The organism is Brevundimonas sp. C43, assembly GCF_030732185.1.
GTDB classification, from domain to species: domain Bacteria; phylum Pseudomonadota; class Alphaproteobacteria; order Caulobacterales; family Caulobacteraceae; genus Brevundimonas; species Brevundimonas diminuta_C.
The window spans coordinates 2,338,609-2,365,020 of sequence record NZ_CP132231.1; the positions used below are offsets into that span (position 1 = coordinate 2,338,609).

Here is a 26,412-nt window from a genome sequence, read left to right on the forward strand (position 1 = left end):
CCGGCCCTCTTTCTTGTCTGGACGAACCGCGACCTATTCGGCGGCGATCGGCGCTTCGGTTTCCGGGCCGCGCGCCAGGTTGCGCAGCACATAGGGCATGACGCCGCCGGCCAGCAGATAGTCCAGCTCGGTCTGGTTATCGATGCGGCAGCGGACCGGGAAGCGGGCCATCTTGCCGTCCGACGGGCGGAACAGCTCGACCCACAGGTCCTGACGCGGCTTCAGCTTGCCGATGTTGGCGTCCGACAGGCCGCGGATCGTGACGATCTCCTCGCCCGTCAGGCCCAGCTTCAGCCAGCCGTCCTGCTTGAACTGCAGCGGCACGACGCCCATCCCGACCAGGTTGGAGCGGTGGATTCGCTCGAAGCTTTCGGCGATGACGGCGCGCACGCCCAGCAGACGCGTGCCCTTCGCCGCCCAGTCGCGCGACGAGCCGGTGCCGTATTCCTTGCCGGCGAAGACGACCAGCGGACGGCCTTCCGACTGATACCGCATGGCCGCGTCATAGATCGACATGGTGTCGCCCGACGGGAAGTGCTTGGTCACGCCGCCTTCGATCTCGGGCGTGATGCGATTCTTGATGCGGATGTTGGCGAAGGTGCCGCGCATCATGACTTCGTGGTTGCCGCGACGGGCGCCGTAGCTGTTGAACTCGGCCGCCTCGACGCCGTGGTTGGTCAGATAGACGCCGGCGGGCGAGGTCTTCTTGATCGAACCGGCCGGGCTGATGTGATCGGTGGTGATCGAGTCGCCGAAGATGGCCAGAACGCGCGCCTCGACCACGTCCTGAACCGGGGTCAGGTCCATCGACAGGCCGTCGAAATAGGGCGGGTTGGCGACGTAGGTCGAGCTGTCGTCCCACTCATAGGTCTGACCGCCGGTGACCTTGATGGCCTGCCAGTGCTTGTCGCCCTTGAACACGTCCTTGTAGCGTTTGGCGAACATGGCCGGGGTGACGGACTTGCGCTGGATGTCGGCGATTTCCTGCGTGGTCGGCCAGACGTCCTTCAGGAAGACGTCGTTGCCCTTCTTGTCCTGACCGATCGGATCCTTGGTGATGTCGATCCGCATCGAGCCGGCGATGGCGTAGGCCACGACCAGCGGCGGCGAGGCCAGATAGTTGGCCTGGACGTCAGGGTTCACGCGACCTTCGAAGTTGCGGTTGCCCGACAGGACCGAAGTGGCGACCAGGGCGTTGTCGTTGATCGCCTTGGAGATGGCCGGGTCCAGCGGACCCGAGTTGCCGATGCAGGTGGTGCAGCCATAGCCGACCAGGTTGAAGCCTAGGGCGTCCAGGTCCTTCTGCAGGCCGGCGTCGGTCAGATAGTCGGTCACGACCTGCGATCCGGGGGCCAGCGAGGTCTTGACCCAGGGCTTGGCCTTCAGGCCCAGCGCATTGGCCTTGCGCGCCACCAGACCGGCGGCGATCAGCACCGACGGGTTGGAGGTGTTGGTGCAGGAGGTGATGGCTGCGATGACCACGTCGCCGTCGCCGACGGTGAACTTCTCACCCTCGACCTCGGCGCGCGGGGCGTCGGCCGGGCGGGCGAAGACGTCGGTCAGTGCGGTTTCGAAGGCCGGGGCGGCGGTGGTCAGTTCGACGCGGTCCTGCGGACGCTTCGGACCCGCCAGCGACGGCACGACGGTCGAGATGTCCAGTTCCAGCACGTCGGTGAAGACCGGGTCTTCCGAATTCTCGTCGATCCACAGGCCCTGGGCCTTGGCATAGGCTTCGACCAGGGCGACGCGCGCCTTGTCGCGGCCCGTGGCGGTCAGATAGCCGATGGTGGCGGCCGAGACGGGGAAGAAGCCGCAGGTGGCGCCGTATTCCGGGGCCATGTTGGCGATGGTCGCCTGATCTTCGATGGTCATGTTCGGCAGGGCGTCGCCGAAGAACTCGACGAACTTGCCGACCACGCCCTTCTTGCGCAGCATCTGGGTGACGGTCAGCACCAGGTCGGTCGCCGTCGTGCCTTCGGGCATCGTGCCCGTCAGCTTGAAGCCGATGACCTCGGGGATCAGCATCGGAATCGGCTGGCCCAGCATGGCCGCCTCGGCCTCGATGCCGCCCACGCCCCAGCCCAGGACGGCCAGGCCGTTGATCATGGTGGTGTGGCTGTCGGTGCCGACGACGGTGTCGGGATAGGCGACGGTCTTCTTGCCTTCGTCCAGGGTCCAGACGGTCTGGGCCAGGTTCTCCAGGTTCACCTGGTGGCAGATGCCGGTGCCGGGCGGCACGACGCGGAAGTTGTTGAAGGCCGACGAGCCCCAGCGCAGGAAGTTGTAGCGCTCGATGTTGCGCTCGTATTCGCGCTCGACGTTCTGGCCGAAGGCTTTCGACGTACCGAAGTTGTCGACCATGACCGAGTGGTCGATGACCAGATCGACCGGCACCAGCGGGTTGATCTTGGCGGCGTCGGCGCCCAGGGCCGACATGGCGTCGCGCATGGCGGCCAGATCGACCACGGCGGGCACGCCGGTGAAGTCCTGCATCAGCACCCGGGCCGGACGGAAGGCGATCTCGTGCTCGACCGAGCCCTTGTTCTCGACCCAGGCGGCGACGGCCTTCAGGTCGTCTTCGGTGACGGAAACGCCGTCCTCGTTGCGCAGCAGGTTCTCCAGCAGCACCTTCATCGAGCGCGGCAGGCGGGAAATCCCGGTCAGACCGGCTTCCTCGGCGGCGGGAAGGCTGTAATAGGCGTATTTCTTACGCCCGACGGAAAGGTCCTGGCGGGTCTTGAAGCTGTCGATCGACGGCATGGAGAGTTCCTCTGGTCAGCGCCGCCCGACAATCCGGTTGCGCCTTCGCGCGGCAGACGCAGCGGCTCACAGGGCCCCTGCGCGCGCGGCGAAAGCCTGCTGCGGCGACCGTGCCTATAGCCCCGCCGCGCCGCACCGTCCATGTGTCCACACCCCTGACGTGGACATTGAGAAGGGTTCGCAGATTTGGCGTGGCGGGTGAAACGCGATGATCCACGCCCTGACCCTCGCCGGCTTGACCGTGTCGCGCGGCGAGCGCCGATTGTTCGACGGTCTCGACCTGACCTTGCGCGCCGGCGAAGTCCTGGCCCTGACGGGTGCAAACGGGGCGGGCAAGACCAGCCTGCTGCGCGCGATCGCGGGCCTGTTGCGGCCCGACGCCGGGACGGTCGCCTTCCAGGACGGCGACGGCAATCGGCTGGACGAACGACAGGCGCGTGGACGCGAAACCCATTTTCTCGGCCATCTGGACGGGCTGAAGGGCGGCCGAACCGCGCGCGAAGAGTTGGGGTTTCAGTGCGACTGGTTGGGCCACACCCAGTACGGTGTCGACCACGCCGTCGAGGCCTTCGGCTTGAAGCCCCTGCTGGACCTGGAGGTCCGGCGTCTTTCGGCCGGTCAGCGCCGTCGTCTGGCCATGGGGCGGTTGGTCGGATCGCCGCGCGCCCTGTGGCTGCTAGACGAGCCGATGGCGCCGCTGGACGCCCGCTGGCGCGAAGCCTTTGCCGAGCAGATGCAGCGGCATCTGGACGCCGATGGCCTGATCGTCGCCGCCGTCCACGACCCCCTGCCGCTGCCGACCCGCTCTCTCGATCTGGGGGCGCTGAAGTGAGCCGCCGCGATGTCGATCAGGAACCGCGCCCGCCCGGCCTGCGCGGCGCGACGCGCGTGCTGCTGGAGCGCGAACTGGATCTGGCCTGGGGCGGGGGCGGCGGCCCCTTGCTGGCGTGCGGCTTCTTCGCCTGTCTGACCGCCATTCTGCCGCTGGCGGCCGGCGGCGATCCGCGCACGCTCGGCCCCGTCGCCGGCGGCGTCGCGTGGTTGGCCCTCGCCCTGGCGTCCCTGCTGTCGCTGGAGCAGCTGTTCGAGCGTGACATGGAGGACGGGGCGCTGGATCTGCTGGCCCTCGGCCATCTGGCGCTGGAGCAGGTCGTCCTGATCAAGGCCTTGGCCCAGTGGATCGCCGTCGGTCTGCCGCTCGCCCTGACCGCCCCCGTCGCCGCCCTGGCGCTGGGACTGCCCGCATCGCTGACGCCGCTCGTCGCCGTGACCGCCCTGATCGGCGGCGCGGGCTTCGCCTTCACCGGCGCGCTGGGCGCCGCTCTCGCGCTGGGAGCCAGGCGTGGCGGGCTGCTGATCGCCGTCGTCGTCCTGCCGCTGTTCATTCCGCCGGTCGTCTTCGGCGCCGGGGCGTTGGAGCGCGCCGGATCGGGCCAGCCGGTCGGCCCGGCGTTGGCCTTGCTGTGCGCCTACGTCCTGTTCGCCGCCGTCGTCGCGCCCTTCGCCGGGGCCGCCGCCGTTCGCAACGCGCAAGGGTGAGCTTGCCCGCCGCCCCTTCGCCGCGTAAGCGCTGAACCCATGTTCGGCCTGTCCAATCCGCAGCGCTTCATGGCCTTCACCGGCCCGTTGACGCCCGTTCTGTGGGGGCTCGCCGCCGTGCTGCTGGGCGTCGGCGCCTGGCTCAGCTTCACCGTTCCGGCCGATTATCAGCAGGGCGACACGGTGCGGATCATGTTCGTCCATGTGCCTGCCGCCACCCTGGGCCTGGGCGCCTATGCGGCGCTGGGCGTATCCAGCTTTTTTGCGCTGGTCTTCCGCCACGCCCTGGCCGACGCCGCCGCCCGCGCCGCCGCCCTGCCGGGCGCCGCCTTCACGGCGCTCGCCTTATTCACCGGCTCGCTGTGGGGTCAGCCGATGTGGGGGACCTGGTGGGTGTGGGACGCGCGCCTGACCAGCGTTCTGGTGCTGTTTCTCTTCTACCTCGGCTATATCGCGCTGAGAGCCTCGATCGACGACGAGCAAAAGGCCGGACGCGCCGCTGCCGTCCTGGGCCTGGTCGGCCTGATCAATCTGCCGATCGTGAAATTCTCGGTCGACTGGTGGAACACCCTGCATCAGCCCGCCAGCTTCCTGACCCCCGGATCGTCGGGGCTGGACCCCGTCTATCTGCCGCCCTTTCTGACCATGCTGGCGGCCTACGGGGTTCTGTTCCTCGCCCTGTGGCTGACCGCCATCCGCACCGAAATCCGCCGCCGCCGCGTCATGACCCTGCGCGCCCGTCTGGCTCAGGAGGCCTGACGCCATGCTCGACCTCGACATGACCCCCTACGCCGCCTTCGTCTGGCCCGCCTGGGGCGTCAGCGCCCTGGTGCTGATCGTCCTGACCATCCGCGCCGTCGTCGTCTCCCGCAAATGGAAGCGCGAACTGGCCCGGCTGGAAGCAGACCAAGCTCTCTCGTCAGAAGCGGCAGACTCAACCCGTCCTCAAGTAGCGCGAAGCGCGGTAGGACAACAAAAATGAACCGCTGGCTGGCTCTGATCCCGCTGGCGGTCCTCGCGGCGCTGGCGGCCCTGTTCGTCGGCTGGTCGCTGAAGCGCGATCCGGCGTTTAAGCCCGACGCCTTGGTCGGCCAGACCATCCCCGAGACGGTCCTGCCCCTGCTGTCGGGCGATCAGGCGGGACCTGGCAATCTGGACCTGAAGACCGCAGGCGTCGGCCGGCCCATGCTGGTCAATGTGTTCGCCTCCTGGTGCGCGCCGTGCCGGATCGAACATCCCAAGCTGCTGGCGCTGAAGGCGCGCGGCGTCGCCGTGGTCGGCATCGCCTACAAGGATGAGCCGGTCGCCACTCGCGCCTTCCTCGACGAACTGGGCGATCCTTATTCCATGGTGCTGGTCGACCGCGAAGGTCGCGCGGGCCTGGATCTCGGGATCTCCGGCGTGCCCGAGACCTTCGCCGTCGACGCCATGGGCCGCATCACCGCCAAACAGTCCGGCCCCCTGCTGGACGACGCCGACATCGACCGACTGGTCGCCTCCATGCAGGCCCCGCCCCGTCCCGCGCCGACCAGGCGGTGAGGCTGCGTTAACCCTTTTTCGAGGGTTTCCGTTAACCATGTCGGCATGAGCGCGATTCGTCCCGGCCTGCCGCTGAACACGCCCGCCCAGGGTCTTGATCTGCCGAGCGCCCGCAGCGCCCAGGCGGCCTTCTTCCGCGCTGCCCTGAACCAGAATGCGGTGGATCAGACTGCGGCTCCGAAGCCGCCGGTCCCGGCCGCCGCTGTCATGTCCACGATCCGAACCGCCAACCCGGCCCGGCCGGTCGAGGCGCCCCCCGCCCCGGCCCAGCGCGAGGAGCCGCGGATCATGCGTCCCGGCTCCTACCTCGACATCCGGGTCTGATCAGTTCCAGCCGCGGCTGGCGATATACTGCTGCAACGCCTCGATCCGGGTCGCGTCCGACGGGTGGGTCGAGGCGAACTGCGGCGTCTGGGTCTGACGCTGCGCCGCCATCAATCGCCATAGCGCCACCGCTTCCGAAGGCTTGAAACCGGCTCCGGCCATATAGTCCACGCCCAGGCGGTCGGCCTCCAGCTCGTCGCGCCGCGAATAGGGCAGCAGAAGCCCGTATTGGGCGGCCAGACCGCCATAGGCATTGACCGCATCCCCGTATCGACCCGCCGCCCCGCCGACGGCCGCCAGACCGACGCTGGTCACCGTCTGGTTCGAGGCGCGCTCGGCCGCATGGTTGGCGACGACGTGCCCGATTTCGTGACCGATCACGCTGGCCAGCTGGTCGTCGTTCTGGACCAGGGCCAACAGGCTGGTCGTCACGCCGATCTGGCCGGACGGCAGGACGAAGGCGTTGGGGCTGGCCTCCGTGAACACCGCATAGTCCCAGGTCCGACCGCCCAGACCCGCCGCCTGGACCAGACGATCGCCGACGCGCCGGATCCGGTCGACCTGGGCGCCGGTGGTCATCACGCCGGGCTTGGCGATGGCCTCGCGCCAGGCCGCGGTCGATTGCTGCGACAGGGCGGCGTTGTCCACCAGCAGCAACTGATTGCGGCCCAAGGCTTCGTTATAGGCGCAGGCGGACAGGGCCGAGGCCGCGACGGCGGCGGCCAGGACAAGGGCGGAACGGCGGGGCAGGGTCACGGAGCGGCCTCTTCGAGCACAACGAAACAGCAAGGCAAATGGTCGCGCTGGGCTTGGGGTTCCACCGTCAATCGATCGGCGTCGCGCCCAGCAGGGTCCGGCATGCCTCCGCCTCGGCCGCCAGGGCCTTGCGCTTGGCCTCCCCGAACTTCTCCAGCGTGCGGTAGGGCATGGCCAGCCGCACATTGTCCCGCAGCCGGCCGCGATTGCGCTCCAGAAAGCCCCAGTACAGCCGGTTGAACGGACAGGCCGCATCGCCGCTCTTGCTCTTCACGTCATAGCGACACGCCCCGCAATAGTCGCTCATCCGGTCGATATAGGCCCCCGAGGCCGCATAGGGCTTGGACCCCACGATGCCCCCATCGGCGAACAGGGCCATGCCGCGCGTATTGGGCATCTCGACCCATTCATAGGCGTCGGCATAGACGCACATGTACCAGTCATCGACCTGATCGGGATGCACGCCCAGCAGCAAGGCCAGATTGCCCGTCACCATCAGCCTCTGGATATGGTGGGCGTAGGCGTTGTCGCGTGTGGTCTTCACCACGTCGGCGACACAGGCCATGTCGGTCTCACCGGACCAGTAGAACCACGGCAGCTTGCGGTCCGCATCCAGGAAGTTGCGCGCCCGATACTCCGGCGCCTTCAGCCAGTAGATGCCGCGCACGAACTCGCGCCATCCCAGGATTTGCCGGATGAAGCCTTCGACCGCATTCAGCGGCGCCTTGCCCGCCCGATAGACCGCCTCGGCGCGCTTGCAGACGTCCAGCGGGTCCAGCAGGCCCAGGTTGATCGAGGTCGAGATCAGCCCATGCCACATCCACGGCTGACCCTCCGCCATCGCGTCCTGCCAGTCCCCGAACGACGGCAGGACGTCCTTCAGGAAATGCTTCAGCGAGGCCTCCGCCTCCTCCGCCGTCGTGGCCCAGCCGAACCCGTCCAGCGATCCGAAATGGTCGCCGAACAGCCGCTCGACATCCGCCATCGCCTCGCGCGCCACGGCGTTGGGCGGGATGCGCAGGCGATCGGGCGGCGTCACGCCCTTGGCCAGCTTCTTGCGGTTCTCGGCGTCATAGTTCCAGCGCCCACCCTCCGGCTGATCGCCGTCCATCAGAATGCCCGTCGCACGGCGCATCTCGCGATAGAAGAACTCCATGCGCAGCTGCGACTTGCCCGAGGCCCAGCGGCGAAAACGGTCGTGGCTGCTGATGAAGCGGCGATCCTCGCGAATCTCGACCGGCAGCCCCGCCCCTTTCGCAAAGGCGGCCAGATGCTCGGCCAGCCGCCACTCGCCGCATTCGGTCATCACCACCGTTTCATAAGCGCCGTTGTCCAGCGCCCGGGCCAGTTCGCCGGTGATCGAGCCGCTGTTGTCCGCGTCGTCGATGCGCACATAGCGCACATTGACGCCCCGCCCCTTCAGCCGCTCGGCGTGATTGCGCATGGCGGCGAAGACCAGGGCCAGCTTCTGCTTGTGATGCCGGACATAGGTCGCCTCTTCGCGAACCTCGGCCATCAGAACCGTGTCGACGTCCGGGTTCAGATCCTTCAGCGCCGACAGGTCGTCCGACAGCTGATCGCCCAGCACCAGCCTAAGCACGGACATGCGTTATTCCCATCACCGGGCCCATTTGCGAGCGAGAGACTGAAGTCGAGGACGCAGGCGAAGGAACACCCGGTACGCCTGCTCCAACGCCGCAAGGACCAAGGGGATGCGTGCGGCCAGGCCCAGCGGTCGCAACAGCGGGATCGCCCGCCACATCGCCGCGAACGCCGCCGCGCCCGACAGCAGTCTTCCGTTCTCCGTCGCGTGGAATCGCGCCAGCAGCGTCTCGCGATCCAGCGGGCAGCTTGTCTGACCGTCCGACACATCGACGAAGCGGATCGCGCCGCGTCGATCCAGCCGGCGCATCAGGGCGATCTCGCGTCGACACAGGGGGCAGCCGCCATCATACCAGACGAGCAAGGGAGTCATGACGGGCGAAGGCTCTCGGCGACGGCGAACGGGCTCGCCATCCTATACGGCCGTCCTCTACAGTCTGGATCGCAACCCGCCTCGACAGGTGTCCGATGACGATTGAATCCACCGGCCGACATCGCTTGCCGCCGCTTGCCCGCGTTCTGGGTTTCGCTGGCCTGCTGCCCCAGGCGGCGGCGGTCGCCGTCCTTCTTGCAGGCGATGCTGACCAGCAGACCGCCGCCCTCGGCCTGGCCTACGCCTACGCCGCCCTAATCTTCAGCTTCCTGGGCGGCGTCTGGTGGGGACTGGCGGCTGCGACGGGCCTGAAGGCGCCCAAATGGGTCTGGATCGCCTCTGTGGCGCCCTCGCTTCTCGCGCTGGCGACCAGCGTCGTCTGGGCGGCGGGTTCCGATCCGGCCGTGCCGCTTGTCCTGCTGGGCGTCTTCATCGCCGCCAGCGTCCTGGTCGATCTGAAGCTGAAGGCGGCCGGTCTGACCCCCGAGGGCTGGCTCGCGCTGCGCGCGCCGCTGTCGATCGGCCTGGGCGCGCTGACGCTCGTCGCCGGACTGATCTGAAAACATCTCAGGCAGCGGTCAAAAAAAGAATCGGGGCCTGCCGCAACCGACAGGCCCCTGATTTTATTCGTCTCGACTTGGAGCGGGCGAAGAGATTCGAACTCTCGACCCCAACCTTGGCAATGTTGGGGATCAGCATTTCCAGGCTTTTCAGGACGTTCCAAAAATCTGCCTTGTATTTTGTTTTACATAGGTTTTCTTATTTATCCGGTTACGGAGCGTTTCGCCCGGTTTCACTTGAGTTGGTAGCGGAGTGGTAGCGGTGGCTCGGAAATGAGCGTATCTTTGTGTCACCATGACGAAGCAAAAACTCACCAAGCGCGTGGTTGAGAGCGCGCCCGTTCCGGAGACCGGCGAGAGTCGAATCTGGGACAGCGAGATCGCAGGCTTCTGCCTCCGGATCTATCCTGGGACCGAAACCCGACAGGGCCATGCCGCCAAGCCTGTCCGAAGGATGTTCGCCATCAAGTATCGGGTCCGCGGGATCCAGCGCTGGCTGACGCTCGGCGAGCATGGGGATGGGCCGGACAAGCTTACAGCGGATCGGGCTCGCAAGGAGGCGGCGTCGGTGGTGGTCGATGCGCGGCGCGGCATCGATCCCGGCGAAGCCCGCAGGCGCATCGAGGGTCTCACCGTCAAAGGCCTGGTCGAGTTGTATCTGGACAAGGGACCGGACGACAAACCGACCAAACGGGATTCGTCATGGGCCATGGACCGGACGAACCTCGAGCGCCACGTCGTGCCCCTGCTTGGCAAGATGGCGCTTGATACGGTCACCCGCGACCACATCACCGGGATGATCCGATCTATCACGGCCGGGAAGACCGCCAAGGATGTGAAGACCAAACTTCGTGGTCGATCCATCGTAAAGGGCGGAGCAGGCATCGCTGACCGCACCTATTCCACCCTGCGGGCGACCTTCAACTGGGCGATCGACAAGGGCCATTTCGCCGGCCAGAACCCCTGCGCGAAGGTCGAACGCAAGCTCCGACCGGCGGTAGAGCGCTTCCTGTCCGAGTCCCAGGCCCAGGACCTGATCGCCGCGCTCGACGCTCTGGAAGCGGATGCGACGATCTCCGAACGGCAGGGCGCGGTCTATCGGCTTCTGCTTCTGACGGGCGCGCGGCGCAACGAGATCGCAGGCCTGCGATGGACGGAGGTCGACTTCGACCGGCGCCGGCTCGTGCTGCCGCCGAGCCGCACCAAGGCCGGTGGTCGCACGGGGGATCGTCGGATCTCGCTCAACGACATGGCCTTCGGAATCCTGCAGCGTCTCTACAAGACCCGTGGTCGAAGCCAATTCGTCTTCCCGGCCACCAAGGGCGACAACGGATATGCGACCTCCGAGTCCAAGATCTGGCGCGACAAGGTGCTCCCCAAAGCCAAGCTGGAAGGCGTCCGCATCCACGACCTGCGCCACAGTTTCGCAAGCTTCGCCCTGGCCGACGGGGCCAGTCTCCCAATGATCGGCAAGGCGCTGGGACACGCCAACAGTCGCGCCACGGAACGGTATGCCCATCTGAGCGATGACCCGGTTCGGGCCCTCGCGGAGCGGATCGGCGAGCGGTTCAGCGGGAAAAGCTAAGGCGGCCGGAGCACGATTCGCGGTCAGATCAGTATGGCACTATACCCAGAGGATGTCCGGCGACCTGCACACGGCAGGCCCTTGTCATTGAGGAAACCGGGAGGCCGAACCCACCCCGGCCTAACTCGACGGGCCTCCGCCGACACCTGCTCCGAGCCAAGCCCGGGCGACTTGCGCTTCCTTCTACCCAAATCCTAACTAGGCGCACCGGCGGGGAGCGGCGGCCCTCCGGGACTTTTGTGGAGACATCAGGACCCGTAGGTCACGGTTTTCCGCTTAAGAATATCTCTGCCCGAGCGCCTGCATGGTTGTTTCGGGTCACAAGGTTTGCTGCTTTGCCCATCAATCATTATGTCTGGATGCGGGGAGAACACGTCCTCAACGCGATCGCGGCGGTTGCAAAGACCAAGGGCTCCTGAATCACATGGCAATCGGATGGTCCTCGATATTCGAGAATTTCGGTCTGAAACTCGTATCGTCGACGGACAAGAGCAAAGGAGCCTATCTGCCCAATGAAGACCAGCGGGTCGCGCTGGCTGCTGCCGGCTTCACGCCGGGCGATGCCGAGGCCGAAAAGCTGATCGAGATCGAGGTCCTCGGGGAAAAGGACGCTTCGCTTTTGACGTCCTACTACAACTCGTTCCGGAAGGGTTCCGGAAGGGATCCAGAACCTCGCATGGGACGCGGGATCATCAACTGGGCTGAACCCGGCGATACGCTCGTTCTCGGGAATATCGGCACTCGCGTCTATGTCGCTAATGTCGATAAAGTCACTCCAGAGGCCGCCAGAGCCGCATTCGACCGTCGTATAAACCAAGCCTTCAAGCCGAGGGCACGTCTGCTGCAGCTTCTGGGCGACCAGCTCATTGGATCATCCAAGCTTGCAGTATTCGAGCTCGTCAAGAACGCTTACGACGCGGATGCGAGCGAGGTGACAATCACGTTGGGAGATCTTGGCACAGCCGACCCCTGGATCAGGGTGCAGGATAATGGCCAAGGGATGTCACTCGACACCATCCGCGACATCTGGCTTGTCCCTGGAGACGACCATCGGGAAAAAGACCGACAGCAGGACCGTCGTTCACCGCGTTTTCGCCGCCTTCCGCTCGGCGAAAAGGGTGTCGGAAGATTTGCGGTTCACAAGCTGGGCGGCCGAGTACGCATGATAACGCGCGCGGCCGACAGTCGCGAATGTTTCGTCTCGATCGACTGGTCCGATCTGATGTCCAGCAAGTTTCTGGAGGACGCAGCCGTCACCGTCACGGAACGGGAAGCCAAGATCTTCAAGGGCGATGAAACCGGCACCCGTATACGGATAGATGCGCTGAACCAAAAGGACTGGTCCCGGGCTGACGTACGGGACCTCTATCGACAGGTCACCTCGATCTCGTCTCCGTTCTCGGACAGGGGCGACGAATTCACGATCGATTTCAGGGTGCCGGGATTTCAGGCCTGGATTTCGGAACTGCCAGACGCCTCCGAGCTGCTCCAGCGAGCTCCGTGGAAGTTCAGATTCAACTTCGACGGCGACGCACTGACGTACGACTATCACTTCCGGGGCGTCCCGGGCGTTCCTCTCGAGCCACGCCGGGTGAAGCTGACCGAACCTCTCCAGGTTCTGGCGGAACGAGAGCCCGACGATCTCGATGCCGCCACGGGCCCCAGACCCAAACGGTCCGTCAGTCTCCTCGCCGATGAATCCACAGTTCATGGGATCGGGCCCATCAAGGGCACCTTCTACGTCTTCGACCGCGACCGCGAGATCATGTCGCGCTACGCCCAGTCTCGCCTGATTGACCGTTTCCTCGACCAGAACGGCGGCATCCGCGTCTATCGCGATGACATCCGGATTTACAACTACGGTGAGCCGGGAGACGACTGGCTTGGCCTGGATCTCCGCCGGGTCAACAGTCCCTCACGCAGTCTGAGCCGCAACATTGTGATCGGACTGGTTGACCTCGACCTGGAGCAGAGCACCGGACTTAGGGAAAAGACAAACCGGGAGGGGTTTGTCGAAAACGGTCCATACCGCCGACTGAAGCAGGTCATCCTTGGCGCCATCAGCGTCTTCGAAACCGAGCGACGCTTAGACAAGCAGAAGCTGCGGAGTTTGACCGGCAAGGCCCCGAGCGTGGATCGCGAGGTCACTGGTCCGATCCGAGATGTCCGGCGCGTGGCGCGATCCAAGGGATTCCTAGCCGACATCGAGCCTTCGCTGAAGCGGGTGGAACAGGAGTTTCGTCAGCTCAGGGACGACTTCCTGCGCGCCGGCATCTCCCAAGTGGGCCTCGCCGTTGTATTTCATGAGGTGGAACGGGGCATCGGTGCCCTCGCGACCGCCCTGTCGGGGGGGGCTGACATGGCTGACCTTAGGAAGCAGGTCGGCCAGTTGCAGGGTGTTCTGGAAACCTCCGCCCAGTTGCTGCGGAAGGGCGACAAGAAAGCCTATTCGCTCCGGCAGCTCGTTCAACGGACCCGAGATATTACAGCCGTACGATTCAGGGTGCACAATGTGAAGCTGGTTTGCCCCGCGCTCGAGGACGGCGCCGATGATGCAAGCCCGGTCTTTGCCTTTGGGCTCGCGCTAGGCGCAGCGACCAACCTCATCGACAACGCCATCCACTGGCTTAAGGTCAGTATTCCGGACGACAGCCCCCCCGGCTCCCGAAAGATCTTCATGAATGTCATTGCCGGCGAAGGGGGTCGTCCCGTTCTGGTGATTGCAGACAATGGCCCAGGCTTCCGCGACCCCCCTGAGCAGGTCGTTGAGCCGTTCTTTTCGCGGCGGCCAGACGGTATGGGACTGGGTCTCTACTACGCGAACCTCGCCATGAACCTGAACGACGGGGAACTTCTGTTCCCGTCGATGGACGACTACGACATACCTGAAGAGTTTAGCGGGGCTGTGGTTGCGCTCGCTTTCCGCGGGGGAGACTGACCGATGTTCACACCGGCCCGCTATGTGATTGTCGACGACAACCCAACCGAGCTGAGGCAACTTGCGGACAGTCTTCAGCAGGTCGGTGCCCCATGTCTGCCTCTTGTTTACGACGAGGTGAGTGGCATCGATTCCCGGCACCTGCGGGGGGTTCGCCTGCTGTTTCTGGACCTACACCTTACGACCGGCGGTCAGTCAGGCAATGTGGCGCAGGTCGCCGCTGTGATCATTGCGATGCTTGAGGGCGGTATCTCACCGGGCACCCCATATGTGATCATCCTCTGGACGAAACACGCTGAGCAGAAGGACGAGGTCACAACCTATTTGATGGAGAACCTCGAGCCCCTGAAGCGGCCGATCGCCATCCTCAGCCTGAACAAGAACGACTATCTGACCGGTGAGAATGAGGCGATGTCCGCCGAAAACGGTGCGAAGCTGACTGCGGACGTGGCGCGCATTATCGAGACGGATCCCCGCCTGCGAGCCCTGTTGGACTGGGAGCGGGAAGTTCTCAGAGCCGCAGGCTCCACGCTAGCCGAGATCGGCAATCTGGTCGCGGCAGAGGACAGGACCGCGACGCGTTTCTCTGACCGGCTGGACGAAATTCTGAGCCTCCTTGCGTTCGAAGCCGTAGGCAAGTCGAAAGCGAAGGACGACCCCTACAGCGCCGTCAACGCCGCGCTGATGCCGATTTTGTCAGACCGGCTTGGAAACCAGAAAATGACGCCGGAAAGTCGTACGATCTGGGCAGCAGCGGTCACGCGGACAGAAAATGTGCCCTCGCCATTGCTGGAGGAAGCCGCTCGGCTCAACACAATGCTGCATGTGGCCAGCCCGACGGCGGAGGACATCAGTCCAGGGGCCTGGGGTGCAGTCACTCTGATCCCGGAAGCGGAGCTTGCGGATGGGCCCATGCTGCACCGGTTCGTCCAGACTTCGAAACCCATGCTGTCCCAGACTTTCTGCTTGACCGACAAGGCGGAGAAGGCGGCGAGCAAACTGTGCCTGCTTCGCGTCGGCGCGAGCTGCGACTACGCACAAGGCCGCAATGGGCCTGTTCCTTTTGTGTTAGGCGCTATCGTGCCGGCCGCCGCCGCTCGGCGCGAGAAACAGATCCCGCAGGCCGAGATCGCGACACCACCCGTCATAATGGAAGGGTTCGACGGTCCGGTCAGGATACTCTTCAACACCCACCTTCAGATTACGATGGCACCCGACGAGTTCAGCGGTTGGCCCGCCCTTGGTCGATTGCGCGAGTCGCTTCTTATGCAGGTCACGACCTATGCCGCGAGACATTCGACCCGCCCTGCCATCATAAGTTTCCGGCCGGATAAGCCGTTGGTTGTTCCCGAGCCCTGTCCCGTCAGTCAGGAATGACCGGAGCGGGGAGGCGCGCTGGTGTCCGGCAAAAACGCGCAGCGCGTTCTCGGCTTGTTCTTTGTGTCGAATGACGCCACGGTGTCGGAAATCGACCCAGAGGTGATTCATGTCAGACTTCCATACGCTCCGCCTTCAGGCCGGACTTTCGGTCGCCGAGGCCGCCGATCTGGCCGGGTATGACGAGCGAACAGGCTATCGCTGGGAGCGCGGCGAAGCGAAGCCGAGGAAGGCCGTGCTGGAGGTGCTGCGCGCCCACACACCTGCGCCGCCAGAGGACTTGTCGAAGCCAGCCTTGTTTCGGTTTATCGATCTTTTCGCAGGCATAGGCGGACTCCGCCGCGGGTTCGAGAGTATCGGCGGCCGGTGTGTGTTCACAAGTGAATGGGACAAGTTTTCCCAGATTACCTACCAGGCCAATTTTCCTCACGACTCCCACCCCATCGCTGGCGACATTCGCAACGTAGCCGAGGCCGACATCCCGGAGTTCGACGTCCTGCTGGCGGGCTTTCCGTGCCAGCCGTTCTCGCTCGCCGGCGTGTCGAAGAAGAACTCGCTGAACCGGGCCCACGGCTTCGCCGACGAGACGCAAGGGACCCTGTTCTTCGACGTGGCGCGGATCATCGCTCACCACCGTCCGGCGGCCTTCCTGCTGGAGAACGTCAAGAACCTGACCAGCCATGACAAGGGCAAGACCTTCGAGGTGATCAAGGAGGTCCTGCAGGAGCGGCTTGGCTATCACATCAGCTACCGCACGGTGGACGGCCGCGCCTGGACGCCGCAGCATCGCGAGCGGATCTTCATCGTGGGCTTCCGAGATCCGACGGCCTTCTCGATGCTCGATCTGCCCATCCCTGACGCGAAGCCGACCCTCGCCTCCATCCTCCATGGCGCCACCGGCTTCGAGACCCCGCCGATGGAGGACTACAGCGAGGGCTCACAGGGGCCGGCGGCCGCAAAATACACGCTCAGCCAGCACCTCTGGACCTATCTGCAGGACTACGCCGAGAAGCATCGCCTGAAGGGCAACGGCTTCGGCTTTGGTCTGGTGGGGCCAAAGGACGTCGCCCGCACCTTGTCGGCCCGCTACCACAAGGATGGTTCGGAGATTCTGATCGATCAGGGCAAGGGAAAGATCCCGCGCCGGCTGACCCCGCGCGAATGCGCCCGGCTCATGGGCTTCGACCAGCCCGGCCGGCCGCCTATGAAAATCCGGGTCTCGGACACCCAGGCCTATCGCCAGTTCGGCAACGCCGTCGTGGTGCCGGTCATTGAGGCGATCGCGAAGCACATGCAGCCGCATCTGATGACGGCCCTGGCCCGGCAGGAGCCCGAGCGCGAGGTTGCCTGACGTCGTCGACGCCGCAACCCGCAGCCGGATGATGTCCGGCATCCGGGGCAAGAACACAAAGCCCGAGATGATCCTGCGGCAGGGCCTACATGCGCGGGGCCTGCGCTACCGGCTGCATGCGAAGGACCTGCCGGGGAAGCCGGACCTCGTCTTTCCGGCGCGGCGGGCGGTGTTGTTCGCCCACGGCTGCTTCTGGCACGGCCACGACTGCCACCTGTTCCGGATGCCCTCCACGCGACCGGATTTCTGGCAAGCGAAGATCGCCCGCAACCAGGTCGTCGACACGCGCTCGACAGCCGCGCTGGAGGCCGCCGGCTGGCGGGTGGGCGTGGTCTGGGAATGCGCCCTGAAGGGTCGGACCAGGCTGCCTCTGGAAGCGGTGCTGGACGAGTGCGAGGCGTGGCTTAGAGGAAGCGAGCCTGCCCTTGAAATCCGGGGCGCATGACGCGTTCTATCCCGCCGCTCATGCTGCTGGCGCGCATCCCGCCGGTCGCCTATCACAGCACAGACCTCCGGAGAGCCGATGCCGCCACAGCCCGACCTGTTTGACCGGGACGATGCGACCGGCGCCATGCTGGTGGATCTGATGGCCCGCGCGCCGCAGGTGCTGGTCAAGAAGCTGTCGAACAACGACCGGGACTGGGCGCGGCTGCCGAACAAGCACCAGGCCGGCGTCTACATACCGCCCGCGCAGCGCGACGGCGGTTTCTTTCCACCGCTGGCCGCCAAGGCGCGGGACGGGGACGGCGCCGACGAGATCCGCGAGGTCTTCTTTCTGACCGACTGGCCACAGGTCGACGAGCAGCGGAAGACCCGTCTCGTGAACTACACGAGCAAGGGCGCCGAGACCCACATGACCGGCGTGCCGAAGGCCGCGTTCGGCGATCTGGGGCCGGCATCATGGCTGGTCATGGCGCCAAAGCCCGGCGCGGCTGAGCCGACCTACCTGTGTCTGACGATCGATTCCGGCTCTGATGCCGCCGGCGTCCTGACCGAGACCCTGGGCCTCGGCGCCGACTTCGTCGTGGGGGTGTTGTCGCCCGCCGCGGTCGTTGCGGAAGAACGCGACCTGATCATGGATTTCGCCGGGGAAGTCGCCGCCGCCTGGCTGGGCGGTGACGTCGCGCGGTTCGCCGGTGACAGGGCGGTCATGCCGAACACCACTGTGTTGGCGGAGTCGGCGCGCACCGCCTTCCTGCAGGGCCGTGGCATGGCCGCTCTGGATCCATTCGCCCTGGACGCCCCCGGCGACGCTATCCGCGAGATCAGTCGCGTCATCGAGTGGGACCTGTTCCGGGCCTACCAGCGCAAGGAACGCGCGGTCGAACTGGTGCGAGCCGTGTTCGGGGACCAGCCCGCCGAGATGGACATGCGGTCGGTCGTCCGGCGGATGGTCGACAGCGTCGGCGAGATCGACCGCATCATGCTCTCGGCCAGCCAGCAGCGCAAATCCCGCGCCGGATACTCCTTTGAGCACCAGATCGAGGCGATGCTGGTGGCGGGCAAGATCCCGTTCGCGAAACAGGTGGTCATGGACGCGAAGAAGCGGCCGGACTTCGTGCTGCCGTCGCTGAAACACCTTCGGGCCGATCTAAAGGGTCCGGCGAAGGGGTTAATCCTAAGCGCCAAGACGACGCTGCGCGAACGGTGGAAGCAGGTAGAGCGGGAAATGGGCGGCAGCGACCTGTTCCTGGCCACCGTAGACGAAACTATTGCGGCCAACGCCATTGAGGACATGGCCTCGATGAACATCACCCTGGTCGTACCCGAGAGCCTGAAGTCGTCGAAGTCCACCGAGTATGTACGCCACGCCAATGTGGTGGATTTTGCGTCGTTCTTCGGAAGTGAACTGCGCACTATTCGCATGCCCGCCTGGGCTTAACGTAGGACGGTGCTGCGGTGCCCCACCTGCCACCTTTCAGACCTCACTGGATCCGATCGTCGGGGATGGCGCTTTCGATTTCCGGAATTAGTCGAGAGCGATCTGAGGCTTTTTGAAGCCAATGTCTCCCTCGTGCTCTTAGACGTCCCAGACGGATCAGTTCAGTTGTTCCTAACCTGGCCGCCCTATGAGCACGCGGTGTGATGTGGAATCCGCAGCTGTTTGAAGCCTTTAAATGTAGTGCTTGAAGGGCAAAGGCGGCAGGTTGGCGATTGGCGCGGCCGTCAGGATTTCGCCGACGTCGTCTGCAAACCTCAAGGTCACCGGCGTGCCGTCCCCGTAGATGCAGGCGTTGAAGTTTAGCTTGGTGAGACCGAGGACGTCCTGCATGACCTGGGTCAGATCCGCGTCGCCCTTGGTCACCTCGATGGACAGTGGGTTGGGCGCTTCGCGACCTGGATAGGTCTGGAGATCGGGCACGAAGCCGACGGTCCACAAGTAGCCCTTGCGCGGGCTGACCGTCAGAGCCGTTCCCCGCAGGACAGGGCTCCGTCCCTGACGGAAGAGTTTGATCTCTCGCGTCGTCTGAATCCGCACGCCGACGAGCCGTGTGTCAGCTCCCACGGCGCTGGAAAAGCCCCGCCATTCAGCCTCATTGAAATGCTGCTTGGCGTGAATGAAGAGCTCCTTGGGTGGGCGGCCGTGCTTGGCGATGTAGGCCTCGACCACAAGGCCGGCGATCTCCTTCGCCTTCGCCTCATCGAGGTGAAACTCGGACGTCGTCAGGGAATACCAGGGCCCCACGGCGCCCTTGAACACGACGCCGTCTCCGGATCCGAGAAACATCTGGGCGCCGCAGCAGGCGTTCCCTGGCGATCCGGCGGTATCGGTCTTCTTGAAGACGAGACCGATGTAGCAGACGTCCTCTCTGACACCTGCTAACGCCCAGGGACGCCCCCCGGCCTTGAAGAAGGCGGTCGTCGACAGGTTCCAGGCGATGTTGGCGGGATCCTGGAGCATCCGCGGCTTGCCGCCGAGCGCATTGACGCCCTCCGGATCGATCGTTGATTCCCGGACGATCTGAAGAACCACTTTCTGATCGAGCAGCCGCGCCTTGAGCTGGTTGTGGAAATCGACCTCGTACCGGTAGGGCTCGGCGGCGGCGTTGTCCTCTGCGAACATCGACGGCGCCTGTACGAAGTTCCGCGCGGTACGGGCGGAGAACCGTTGGCTGGTTCGGGTCCGTTCGGGCAAGGGAACGATCGACTTCGGCCGACAGAAACGGTGTACGTCGTCCGGTATCACGACAAACCAGACTGCCGGAACGCTGTCCTCCTCGCGGAGGAACTTGCGAATGGCCTGGTCGAAGAGATCGACGGTCTTGTACACGCGCTCGTGGCCGTCCGGGATCCGGATTGTGCTCGATAAGGCCGCCGCTGAAATCGAGATGGTCGCGACGGGGTTGGCGGGCCATTTGGTCTTGAAGGCTGCTTCGAAGCCCGGAAACGCTAGGTGATGCTGCTCCGCCTTGGCGGCCGGGATATATCCCGTGATCTGGGATACCCACTTCTTGTACCGCGCGATCCCTTCGTCCGTGCCGATGACGCCGACTCTCATTTCAGCGGGTTTGGCCTCGTCGATCATGGGGCCGAAAAGGAACAGACCATCCTTAGGGTCGGGCAGCATCTGGCCGTGTCCGAACTGGAGTAGCGGCTCCGTCAGGATCTGCAGGCCCTGGATCGGCTCAGTCATCTGCGGACTCCGCCAGGCCCGCGATCTCGAAGGCCTCGTCCGGTTCCACAGGCGCCTCCGGAGGCGTCTCGTCCTCATCGTCCGGGACCACGGCCCGGGATTTCACGGCGGGATCGGCGCAAGAGACCGGCGATTCAAACAGGACTGGCCGCGCATCCACGACCACCTCTGCGAAATCGCCCATCGGCAGCTTCAGACGGCCGTCCTCGTCACCGATCCAGGCCACGTAGGCAAGCATCAGGTCGCGCCATTGTCCGTTCCACCAGTTTCGGCAGAAACCGCGCCGGAGCTTGTGCATCTTCTCCACGCTATCGAGCGGCGTCTTGCCGTCGTGCGAGAAGATGATGGCCGCCTTCATGACGAAATGGGGCGTGTCCGTCATGACGGGCTTGGCGATGAAGCCGAGGTGCCAATAGACGCCCCGCTTCTCACTCCGGCCCACCATGGCCTTGCGCCTGCGTTTGCCGGTGTGATCGACAAAATAGGCGGTATCCTTTTCGATCAGGTCCTTGGTGAAGAACCATGCGACCGAGTTGTCGGCCATCTCGAACGCGGACAATCCCCTGGCCGCCATGGCGTTGTTCCAGGATTGCCGTAGGAGATTGACGACCATGCGCCGGGCGTCCGCGCGTTTGACGCCGGGCATCGCCGCCGGCATCCCGGCTAACATGTCTTCCAGCGGCAAGGTGTAGCGACGCTCGATGACCTGTTCCGGCAGCGCGAGCGTCAGGTCCACTTCCGTGCCGAACGTCCCCACCAGCCTGAAGTATTTGAACCAGGGGAGACGGGTCTCGGCCATGACGCCCGAGACCGCCGTCTCGGCGACGCCGAGCGAAAAAAGCGACACTTGCGGGGGGAGCGAGACGATAGGGAGCCAGTTCGAGTACAGCTGCTCGGGCTCGATCCGGGGCATTTGATCGGCGTCGGACCGTCGGAGGCACCAGGCTGCGACGTCAGCCGGAGCGATTGCGCCCTTCGGCACGCCGTCACGCTCAAGGACCTGAAAGACTCTCGCCAGGGCGGGAGCCCACCCGGCCTTGAAGTCGATGACGTTCTTGCGGGCGATATTGGCTTTGAAGTCCGAAAAGGGGACATCGTCCACCCTGACCGGCAGGAGGAAATTGGCGATCTTGTCGCTGCGCTCCACCGTGACGGCGAGGTGGATTTCGTCTTTCACGCCCTCCTTGTTCAAGGCGGCGGCGGAAACGACGAGGATGAATTTCGCCGTGTGATGGCGAATGGCGTCTTCGATGTCGTCCCAGAACAGCTCCCCACCGATCAGCTTGGTGACATCCGACCAGACTTCATAACCGGCGCTGGCGAGTTGAACGCCGAGCCATTTTACGAAGTCGTTCTCTTCCGGGTTGGCATGGCTGATGAAGACGAGGCGACGGCCAGGTCCTGCGGGCATTTGAGACGATGGCGAAGTCACGGATGATGGAATCACTCAGGAACCATAGCGTGATTTTCAAAACTCTTCCTGTTTTGTTCCGCCGCGCTGTTTGTTGATCCGTCGCATGCTTCGCCGTCGCGATCTCGCTAGAGGTTGTAGACGGCCTTGAGCCGCGCGACGAGTTGCCCCGCGTCAGGGGGCGTGAGTTTCAGCGCTTTCGGATCAAAGGTTTTGTCCGCCTCGACCGCTTCGACAAAGGCCCGCAGATCGGCGGCGATCCCATCCGGGAGCACTAGGGTCACTGCCGGCCCCAACAGCTGAAGGAGCTTGAACACATCATTGCGATGCTTGGTGACATTCCGGCTATCAACCGGCTGGCCGTCCGCCCGGTCGCGCGCCAGATTGTTGTAGGCGAACGCCTTGAAGGGAATGAGGGTCTGGACGTCGATGACAGGGACGCCCTCCATCTCTGTCGTTCCGTCCTTGAGCAAGGCGTAATAGGCGTCGTCCAGCAGCATGGCCGACAGGCTCTCGACCGTTCCGTCAAGCGGTATGGGCGTGAGGCGCGCGCCCTCCGGCACGGTGATGACATCGGGCAGCCGCGAGAACAGCTCGATCATCGCCGGATAGGTTTTGTCGGAAGGATGGGTGAATCGGAAGAAATCCCTCGCGCCGTCGCTGCGTTCACGGGTCTGATAGCCGCCGGCGTCGATGAAAGCCCAGAAGGCCTGGACGAACTCCGGTTTCAGGGCCTCGAGACAGAGGACCAGATCGAGATCCTTTGTGGCCCGGAACGGCAGACCGGCGCCGGTCATGTGGATCTCGGCCGCCGCGCCGCCGATCAATGTGTACTGGTCCTCGAAGCCCGCGAAGGCCGCCTTGAACACATCAATGCCTACGACCATCCGAAGGGCTCCATGAGGGTGTCGATGGCCTGATCGAGGCGTTCGTCATGACGATCCTCCAGGCTCAGATACAGGGAGAGGCGATCCACTACGGGTCCGTGATGGCAAAGCAGACGGGGATCGTAAGACCAGGTTTCGATGCGGATGGCTTCCGGGTCCCGATCGTCGGCCGGCTGAAGGTCGTGCTGGTAGACCAGCCCCTTCCACTGACGTGCGGAGACCGCCCGGGTTTCATGAACGGGAGGACCGAGGAGGGTGTACTCCGACAAGGCGGATTCCCCGGCCAGCGGCAGCGCCTGGGCCTCGGGAAACGGCCTGACCAGGCGACGGGCACGGACGGGCGACTGAAGCAAATCACGGACCGCCCGCCAGAGGTCGTCGCCCTCCTGCTTGAAAGTGATGCGACGCTCCCGCCCGCGAACATCGATGTTGAGGATGTCATGCCGCTGCAGTTCATCGACCACCCGCCCGGTGCTCATGGCGGAATATTGAAACCGCTCGGCCAGGGACTTGGGCGTCTGGCCATCGAGGTCCTCACGAAGCAACGAGGCCAGGACCACGACCTGGGCGGCCGGGGTCAACTGTTCCACGGCCGGCCGGACCTCTGACCGGAAATACTCACGCAGATCGGCGCCGAGCTCGGGCAGGAACAGCTGATTGCCGGGGACGATGAAGTTGACGCCCTGCTGGATAAGACGCTGGCGATTGGCCGAGCTCAGGGCGTCGGTCAGAAAGACAACCACGAACGCGTCCGATGTCGAGCGGGCGGTCTGGATATGTTTGGCGATCGTCGCCGGCGTTTCTGCGTCCTGGCCGGGCGTGGCGAGAATGAGCAGCTTTCGGCCGAACAGGCTCGTTTCGGCCAGACGATAGCGATCCGTCAGGAAGAACGGCAGGAGGCCCACGTCGGCCTCCTTGAACGTCAATCGGATGTCGAACAGCTGCGTGACGTAGGCCGCCGCATCGTCGAAGAGACGGCCCAGGCTCCCAAAAGATGTCGCGTTCGATAACATTGGACTGCACGATAACACTGGCAATGTTACCATTCAATCTAATGTTATTATTGTTGTCGTGGCGGCGTTTCAGCCACCGGTCCGCCGCCAATCGCCAACGTCAGGCTCGGGGCTCCATTGGAAGAAGGTCCGCGTCACGTTCGAGGTCTTCGCGCCTGAGCCGACGCCCCTCCAGGAGCAGCCAGTCGAGTCGTTCCCGGAGTTGATCGTCAGAAAAGCCGGGCGCCCAGGCGAGCGGCCTCAGTTCGATGAGCGCCTCCTCCTGGCCCATCCGGAACTCCCCCGTCAGGGTGGTCAGTTCGATGGTCAGGCTGATGCTCTGGGACCGATGCCGGTTGTAGTCGTCGATCAGCCCCAGATACTCATAGTTCTGATCTGCGCGCGCTCGCGCAGCGGGGATGTCGACGTCGTGTTTTCGGTTGGGCGCGATATCGGTCACGAGATCACGAAGATCGGAGACGCTCAGCGCATTCTCCGAATACGAGGCGTCGATCGATCGCAGGTCCGTCACGACCTGGCGGCAGTCCTGACAGATGTATACGACCCGATAGGATCGGAACGCCCCCATCCAGCTCTCATCCCCGACACGCCAGAACAAGGCCTGGGGATCGCGCTCGGCCGTGAAAACCATGTGACGATGCAGGCGTCCCGTCCATTTGCCCTTTCCCGAAAGTCGGAGCGCCTCGCTCCGATCGCGCCGGCAGACCTCGCACCGCCAGTCCGGGACGACCCGCCGCCAGGGTGTCTCGACGCCTTGGGAGGTCCTGAAGGCCGCGAGGTCTTCCAGGCTCGGTCTTCGCGAGGCGGTCCGCTTGAGACGGGGCGAAACGCCAAAGCCGTCGTGACGCACCGAGCGTTCCGAAACGATGCCGGGTATCCGATAAAGGCTTTCTGCGTCGTGGCCCTGCTGCGATGCGAGGCGGGGCACGATCGACGTCAGGACGTGTGGGCTCCAGAACTGCGGTGGATTGCCCTGGATGCGATGGCCTCCCGCTTTCAGACGCCCCGCAAGGATGTCGAGAAAGGCGAGGCGGTCCGCAACGTCGCGCTCGACCTCGTTCCAGACGACACGGACCGCCTCATTGTCGATCCCATGCATCCGGTTGGGCTTCACCTGGATGAAGCGCATGATCTCGCGGGGCGAGAAGCTGAAATAGCTGGGGATCAGGTCGCCCAGCCGGCTCTTGGCCTTCCCCTCGGCGGTATTGCAGTCGTTGCAGATGAGCGTTGTGAAGAACCGCATGGTGAGGTCCTTGCAGGCGTCGACGCCGCGCCGGAGGTCCCGGGCTCCCGGGGTCCGGTCTTCCGTGTTCACCAACGGGCGAAGCATCTTTTTGGCGTGGTCGCGCAGGTGGTCGTGATGCCATTCCAGCTGGCACAGAAGGACACCGTTATCGCTGACCCGCGCGATCTCGGGCTTGCGGCGCTGACAGGCCTCACAGACCCAGTCACGCCGGACCTCGGCCCAGTTGCTGTTCAGATTGAGCTTCTGCGCGCCCAGGCTGAGCATCAGGGCCTTGGTTTGCCGGCTCCAGGCGCCGTCTGCCTGGGGCAGCAAGGACTCAAGGTCCTCGTCGGAAACCGCTCTGAGGTCGGGCATGACAAGAGAGAAGGATGCGGTCATCGAGGAATCCGGATGTTCAGGACGAACTGCCTCGAGTGTGCGCCAGATTCGGACGTCCGCTCGCCTTCAACTCTGGGATCTCCAATTCCGAAGCTCGGGGGTCAGGCGCGCCCTGCCGGCGCGCCGCCCGACTCTGCCAAGGGCAGCTCCATCGCGTAGCACCAGTAGATCAACAGGGCCGCGGTCAGCGCCTTGTCGTCCAGTCCCGACGGAAAGGTCGTTCCTGCACGCTCGCCAGCGATTTCATTGACCTGCATCACTGAAAGCGCCTGCGTCAGGCGAGAGCCCAGCACCCGGCCGGCCTCCGGCGAAACCCGAGTCCAGCGCTTGAGGCGGACGCGATTCTCAATCGCCGCGTCGGCTGCGGGTTCCGATGCCGGGGCATAGGCGACATCGCGCCACGGAGCGAAATACTGCGCCTCCGGCCAGAGCAGCCGAGACTGGTCGCTCCACGAAATGACGCCCGGCCTGCTCTGTTCCGGTCGCGAGATCGCGCTTTCGCAGAACGTCCTCAGAAGCTCGAACTTGTCCATATCGGTCTCACCAGGCCCTGAAGAACGACGCCGTCATCGCTGTCTGAGGTTCGGCGCCGGAAGGTCGTTGAGCTCACAAATCAGGGCCCGACAGCGATCGAATATGATCGCTGCAAGGTTCGGCGGATAGACGTGCTCGCTTCCGTGGGCGATCTCGTTGCGAATATGGACCAGCAACTGATGATCGTCGCCCCACTGACTTTTCTGCGGCGGCGATAAAATGTTCCGATCAACCGCATAGCCCAGACGCCTTGCGAGGCCGGGCATCTTCCTGGCGTCAGCACCCAGTCGGGTCTTCAGAGCGAACTCGAGACTGGCCAGGGCCTGGCCGGCGGCGACCACCATCAGTTCATAGTCGAGCCAGCCGTAGATCAAGGCGTTCAGGGCGCGCGCGTAGATCCTGACCACGACGTCCGGCGCGCCCGCAGGCAGCTCCAGATCCGCGACCATGTCGTAGTGGTCGCGGAAGCTCAACGGGCGCAGGCCGTCGACCGGGTCATCCGTCATCACGATCCGGTATCGGGCGTCGGGCTCCAGGGCCTCAGCGTAAGTCTTCATTCGCGCCTGTCCCTTGGCAATGACGCCGCTGTCCGGCTTTGTAGGTCA

General features: G+C 64.6%; 24 protein-coding genes. 13 read left to right on the forward strand and 11 right to left on the reverse strand.

Annotated elements, in window-relative coordinates:
• Positions 1–33: 33 nt before the first annotated feature.
• Positions 34–2,760 carry an aconitate hydratase AcnA gene (gene acnA, locus Q9R14_RS11860; protein ID WP_091751475.1) on the reverse strand — a complete coding sequence of 909 codons (2,727 nt, stop codon included), beginning with the start codon at positions 2,758–2,760 and terminating at the stop codon, positions 34–36.
• Positions 2,761–2,968: 208 nt separating this feature from the next.
• Here acnA and ccmA point away from each other — a divergent pair, with 208 nt between their 5' ends.
• Genes ccmA through Q9R14_RS11890 form a run of 6 tightly spaced genes read left to right on the forward strand, consistent with a single transcriptional unit; the run spans position 2,969 to position 6,162 of the window.
• The gene (gene ccmA / locus Q9R14_RS11865; RefSeq protein ID WP_306002538.1) at positions 2,969–3,592 is read left to right on the forward strand and encodes a heme ABC exporter ATP-binding protein CcmA; all 624 of its coding nucleotides are present in this window, start codon (positions 2,969–2,971) and stop codon (positions 3,590–3,592) included.
• The gene (gene ccmB, locus Q9R14_RS11870) at positions 3,589–4,299 is read left to right on the forward strand and encodes a heme exporter protein CcmB (protein WP_306002539.1); all 711 of its coding nucleotides are present in this window, start codon (positions 3,589–3,591) and stop codon (positions 4,297–4,299) included. The genes ccmA and ccmB overlap by 4 nt, the downstream gene beginning before the upstream one ends.
• A 39-nt stretch (positions 4,300–4,338) precedes the next feature.
• On the forward strand, positions 4,339–5,058 hold the full coding sequence (locus Q9R14_RS11875) for a heme ABC transporter permease (protein WP_242077748.1): 720 nt from the start codon (positions 4,339–4,341) through the stop codon (positions 5,056–5,058).
• A gap of 4 nt (positions 5,059–5,062) precedes the next feature.
• Entirely contained in the window at positions 5,063–5,281 is a 219-nt protein-coding gene (gene ccmD, locus Q9R14_RS11880; RefSeq protein ID WP_242077747.1) for a heme exporter protein CcmD, read from the forward strand.
• Complete coding sequence (locus Q9R14_RS11885; RefSeq protein WP_199060160.1) at positions 5,278–5,838, forward strand: DsbE family thiol:disulfide interchange protein; 561 nt, start codon at positions 5,278–5,280, stop codon at positions 5,836–5,838. Before ccmD ends, Q9R14_RS11885 begins: the two co-directional genes overlap by 4 nt.
• A gap of 45 nt (positions 5,839–5,883) precedes the next feature.
• Positions 5,884–6,162 carry a hypothetical protein gene (locus Q9R14_RS11890; protein WP_039243838.1) on the forward strand — a complete coding sequence of 93 codons (279 nt, stop codon included), beginning with the start codon at positions 5,884–5,886 and terminating at the stop codon, positions 6,160–6,162.
• Here Q9R14_RS11890 and Q9R14_RS11895 read toward each other — a convergent pair whose 3' ends face one another.
• From Q9R14_RS11895 to Q9R14_RS11905, 3 genes are all read right to left on the reverse strand, one after another.
• Entirely contained in the window at positions 6,163–6,918 is a 756-nt protein-coding gene (locus Q9R14_RS11895) for a M48 family metallopeptidase (RefSeq protein ID WP_306002540.1), read from the reverse strand.
• Between the two features lie 67 nt (positions 6,919–6,985).
• Positions 6,986–8,524, reverse strand: coding sequence for a cryptochrome/photolyase family protein (locus Q9R14_RS11900; RefSeq protein WP_306002541.1), 1,539 nt, complete (start codon positions 8,522–8,524; stop codon positions 6,986–6,988).
• Between the two features lie 12 nt (positions 8,525–8,536).
• Positions 8,537–8,893, reverse strand: a complete 357-nt coding sequence (locus Q9R14_RS11905) for a DUF393 domain-containing protein (RefSeq protein WP_306002542.1) — start codon at positions 8,891–8,893, stop codon at positions 8,537–8,539.
• A gap of 95 nt (positions 8,894–8,988) precedes the next feature.
• Between Q9R14_RS11905 and Q9R14_RS11910 the strand changes: the two genes are divergently transcribed.
• The 7 genes from Q9R14_RS11910 to Q9R14_RS11940 all read left to right on the forward strand — a co-directional run bounded on the left by Q9R14_RS11910 (position 8,989) and on the right by Q9R14_RS11940 (position 18,586).
• Positions 8,989–9,453: a DUF3429 domain-containing protein gene (locus Q9R14_RS11910; protein WP_306002543.1), complete on the forward strand. Its 465-nt coding sequence runs from the start codon at positions 8,989–8,991 to the stop codon at positions 9,451–9,453.
• A gap of 295 nt (positions 9,454–9,748) precedes the next feature.
• Positions 9,749–11,038 (forward strand): site-specific integrase, encoded by a 1,290-nt coding sequence (locus Q9R14_RS11915; RefSeq protein ID WP_306002544.1) that lies wholly within the window; start codon positions 9,749–9,751, stop codon positions 11,036–11,038.
• A gap of 424 nt (positions 11,039–11,462) precedes the next feature.
• Positions 11,463–13,976 carry an ATP-binding protein gene (locus Q9R14_RS11920; protein ID WP_306002545.1) on the forward strand — a complete coding sequence of 838 codons (2,514 nt, stop codon included), beginning with the start codon at positions 11,463–11,465 and terminating at the stop codon, positions 13,974–13,976.
• Positions 13,977–13,979: 3 nt separating this feature from the next.
• Positions 13,980–15,353: a hypothetical protein gene (locus Q9R14_RS11925; protein WP_306002546.1), complete on the forward strand. Its 1,374-nt coding sequence runs from the start codon at positions 13,980–13,982 to the stop codon at positions 15,351–15,353.
• Positions 15,354–15,462: 109 nt separating this feature from the next.
• Positions 15,463–16,704: a DNA (cytosine-5-)-methyltransferase gene (gene dcm, locus Q9R14_RS11930; protein WP_306002547.1), complete on the forward strand. Its 1,242-nt coding sequence runs from the start codon at positions 15,463–15,465 to the stop codon at positions 16,702–16,704.
• The gene (locus tag Q9R14_RS11935) at positions 16,697–17,149 is read left to right on the forward strand and encodes a very short patch repair endonuclease (RefSeq protein ID WP_306002548.1); all 453 of its coding nucleotides are present in this window, start codon (positions 16,697–16,699) and stop codon (positions 17,147–17,149) included. The genes dcm and Q9R14_RS11935 overlap by 8 nt, the downstream gene beginning before the upstream one ends.
• Positions 17,150–17,227: 78 nt before the next feature.
• Positions 17,228–18,586 (forward strand): type II restriction endonuclease, encoded by a 1,359-nt coding sequence (locus tag Q9R14_RS11940; RefSeq protein ID WP_306002549.1) that lies wholly within the window; start codon positions 17,228–17,230, stop codon positions 18,584–18,586.
• Positions 18,587–18,817: 231 nt separating this feature from the next.
• Here Q9R14_RS11940 and Q9R14_RS11945 read toward each other — a convergent pair whose 3' ends face one another.
• The 7 genes from Q9R14_RS11945 to Q9R14_RS11975 form a co-directional block, all read right to left on the reverse strand.
• Positions 18,818–20,338, reverse strand: coding sequence for a hypothetical protein (locus Q9R14_RS11945; protein ID WP_306002550.1), 1,521 nt, complete (start codon positions 20,336–20,338; stop codon positions 18,818–18,820).
• Positions 20,331–21,749 carry a toll/interleukin-1 receptor domain-containing protein gene (locus Q9R14_RS11950; protein WP_306002551.1) on the reverse strand — a complete coding sequence of 473 codons (1,419 nt, stop codon included), beginning with the start codon at positions 21,747–21,749 and terminating at the stop codon, positions 20,331–20,333. Before Q9R14_RS11950 ends, Q9R14_RS11945 begins: the two co-directional genes overlap by 8 nt.
• A gap of 128 nt (positions 21,750–21,877) precedes the next feature.
• On the reverse strand, positions 21,878–22,576 hold the full coding sequence (locus Q9R14_RS11955; protein ID WP_306002552.1) for a hypothetical protein: 699 nt from the start codon (positions 22,574–22,576) through the stop codon (positions 21,878–21,880).
• Positions 22,577–22,626: 50 nt separating this feature from the next.
• Positions 22,627–23,649 carry a hypothetical protein gene (locus Q9R14_RS11960; protein ID WP_306002553.1) on the reverse strand — a complete coding sequence of 341 codons (1,023 nt, stop codon included), beginning with the start codon at positions 23,647–23,649 and terminating at the stop codon, positions 22,627–22,629.
• 100 nt (positions 23,650–23,749) lie between these two features.
• Positions 23,750–25,273: a hypothetical protein gene (locus Q9R14_RS11965; RefSeq protein WP_306002554.1), complete on the reverse strand. Its 1,524-nt coding sequence runs from the start codon at positions 25,271–25,273 to the stop codon at positions 23,750–23,752.
• Between the two features lie 101 nt (positions 25,274–25,374).
• On the reverse strand, positions 25,375–25,806 hold the full coding sequence (locus Q9R14_RS11970) for a hypothetical protein (RefSeq protein ID WP_306002555.1): 432 nt from the start codon (positions 25,804–25,806) through the stop codon (positions 25,375–25,377).
• 33 nt (positions 25,807–25,839) lie between these two features.
• Complete coding sequence (locus tag Q9R14_RS11975) at positions 25,840–26,364, reverse strand: hypothetical protein (RefSeq protein WP_306002556.1); 525 nt, start codon at positions 26,362–26,364, stop codon at positions 25,840–25,842.
• Positions 26,365–26,412: the final 48 nt, after the last annotated feature.

What these genes read in the sequence shown, in the direction of transcription:
- Q9R14_RS11915 (WP_306002544.1), top strand. Translation starts at nt 9,749, where the DNA reads ATGACGAAGCAAAAACTCACCAAGCGCGTGGTTGAGAGCGCGCCCGTT.
- Q9R14_RS11970 (WP_306002555.1), bottom strand. Translation starts at nt 25,806, where the DNA reads ATGGACAAGTTCGAGCTTCTGAGGACGTTCTGCGAAAGCGCGATCTCG.
- Q9R14_RS11960 (WP_306002553.1), bottom strand. Translation starts at nt 23,649, where the DNA reads ATGTTATCGAACGCGACATCTTTTGGGAGCCTGGGCCGTCTCTTCGAC.
- Q9R14_RS11940 (WP_306002549.1), top strand. Translation starts at nt 17,228, where the DNA reads ATGCCGCCACAGCCCGACCTGTTTGACCGGGACGATGCGACCGGCGCC.
- Q9R14_RS11925 (WP_306002546.1), top strand. Translation starts at nt 13,980, where the DNA reads ATGTTCACACCGGCCCGCTATGTGATTGTCGACGACAACCCAACCGAG.
- Q9R14_RS11975 (WP_306002556.1), bottom strand. Translation starts at nt 26,364, where the DNA reads ATGAAGACTTACGCTGAGGCCCTGGAGCCCGACGCCCGATACCGGATC.
- Q9R14_RS11905 (WP_306002542.1), bottom strand. Translation starts at nt 8,893, where the DNA reads ATGACTCCCTTGCTCGTCTGGTATGATGGCGGCTGCCCCCTGTGTCGA.
- Q9R14_RS11890 (WP_039243838.1), top strand. Translation starts at nt 5,884, where the DNA reads ATGAGCGCGATTCGTCCCGGCCTGCCGCTGAACACGCCCGCCCAGGGT.
- ccmD (WP_242077747.1), top strand. Translation starts at nt 5,063, where the DNA reads ATGCTCGACCTCGACATGACCCCCTACGCCGCCTTCGTCTGGCCCGCC.
- Q9R14_RS11910 (WP_306002543.1), top strand. Translation starts at nt 8,989, where the DNA reads ATGACGATTGAATCCACCGGCCGACATCGCTTGCCGCCGCTTGCCCGC.
- dcm (WP_306002547.1), top strand. Translation starts at nt 15,463, where the DNA reads ATGTCAGACTTCCATACGCTCCGCCTTCAGGCCGGACTTTCGGTCGCC.
- Q9R14_RS11945 (WP_306002550.1), bottom strand. Translation starts at nt 20,338, where the DNA reads ATGACTGAGCCGATCCAGGGCCTGCAGATCCTGACGGAGCCGCTACTC.
- Q9R14_RS11875 (WP_242077748.1), top strand. Translation starts at nt 4,339, where the DNA reads ATGTTCGGCCTGTCCAATCCGCAGCGCTTCATGGCCTTCACCGGCCCG.
- acnA (WP_091751475.1), bottom strand. Translation starts at nt 2,760, where the DNA reads ATGCCGTCGATCGACAGCTTCAAGACCCGCCAGGACCTTTCCGTCGGG.
- Q9R14_RS11900 (WP_306002541.1), bottom strand. Translation starts at nt 8,524, where the DNA reads ATGTCCGTGCTTAGGCTGGTGCTGGGCGATCAGCTGTCGGACGACCTG.
- Q9R14_RS11885 (WP_199060160.1), top strand. Translation starts at nt 5,278, where the DNA reads ATGAACCGCTGGCTGGCTCTGATCCCGCTGGCGGTCCTCGCGGCGCTG.
- ccmA (WP_306002538.1), top strand. Translation starts at nt 2,969, where the DNA reads ATGATCCACGCCCTGACCCTCGCCGGCTTGACCGTGTCGCGCGGCGAG.
- Q9R14_RS11965 (WP_306002554.1), bottom strand. Translation starts at nt 25,273, where the DNA reads ATGACCGCATCCTTCTCTCTTGTCATGCCCGACCTCAGAGCGGTTTCC.
- Q9R14_RS11950 (WP_306002551.1), bottom strand. Translation starts at nt 21,749, where the DNA reads ATGCCCGCAGGACCTGGCCGTCGCCTCGTCTTCATCAGCCATGCCAAC.
- Q9R14_RS11920 (WP_306002545.1), top strand. Translation starts at nt 11,463, where the DNA reads ATGGCAATCGGATGGTCCTCGATATTCGAGAATTTCGGTCTGAAACTC.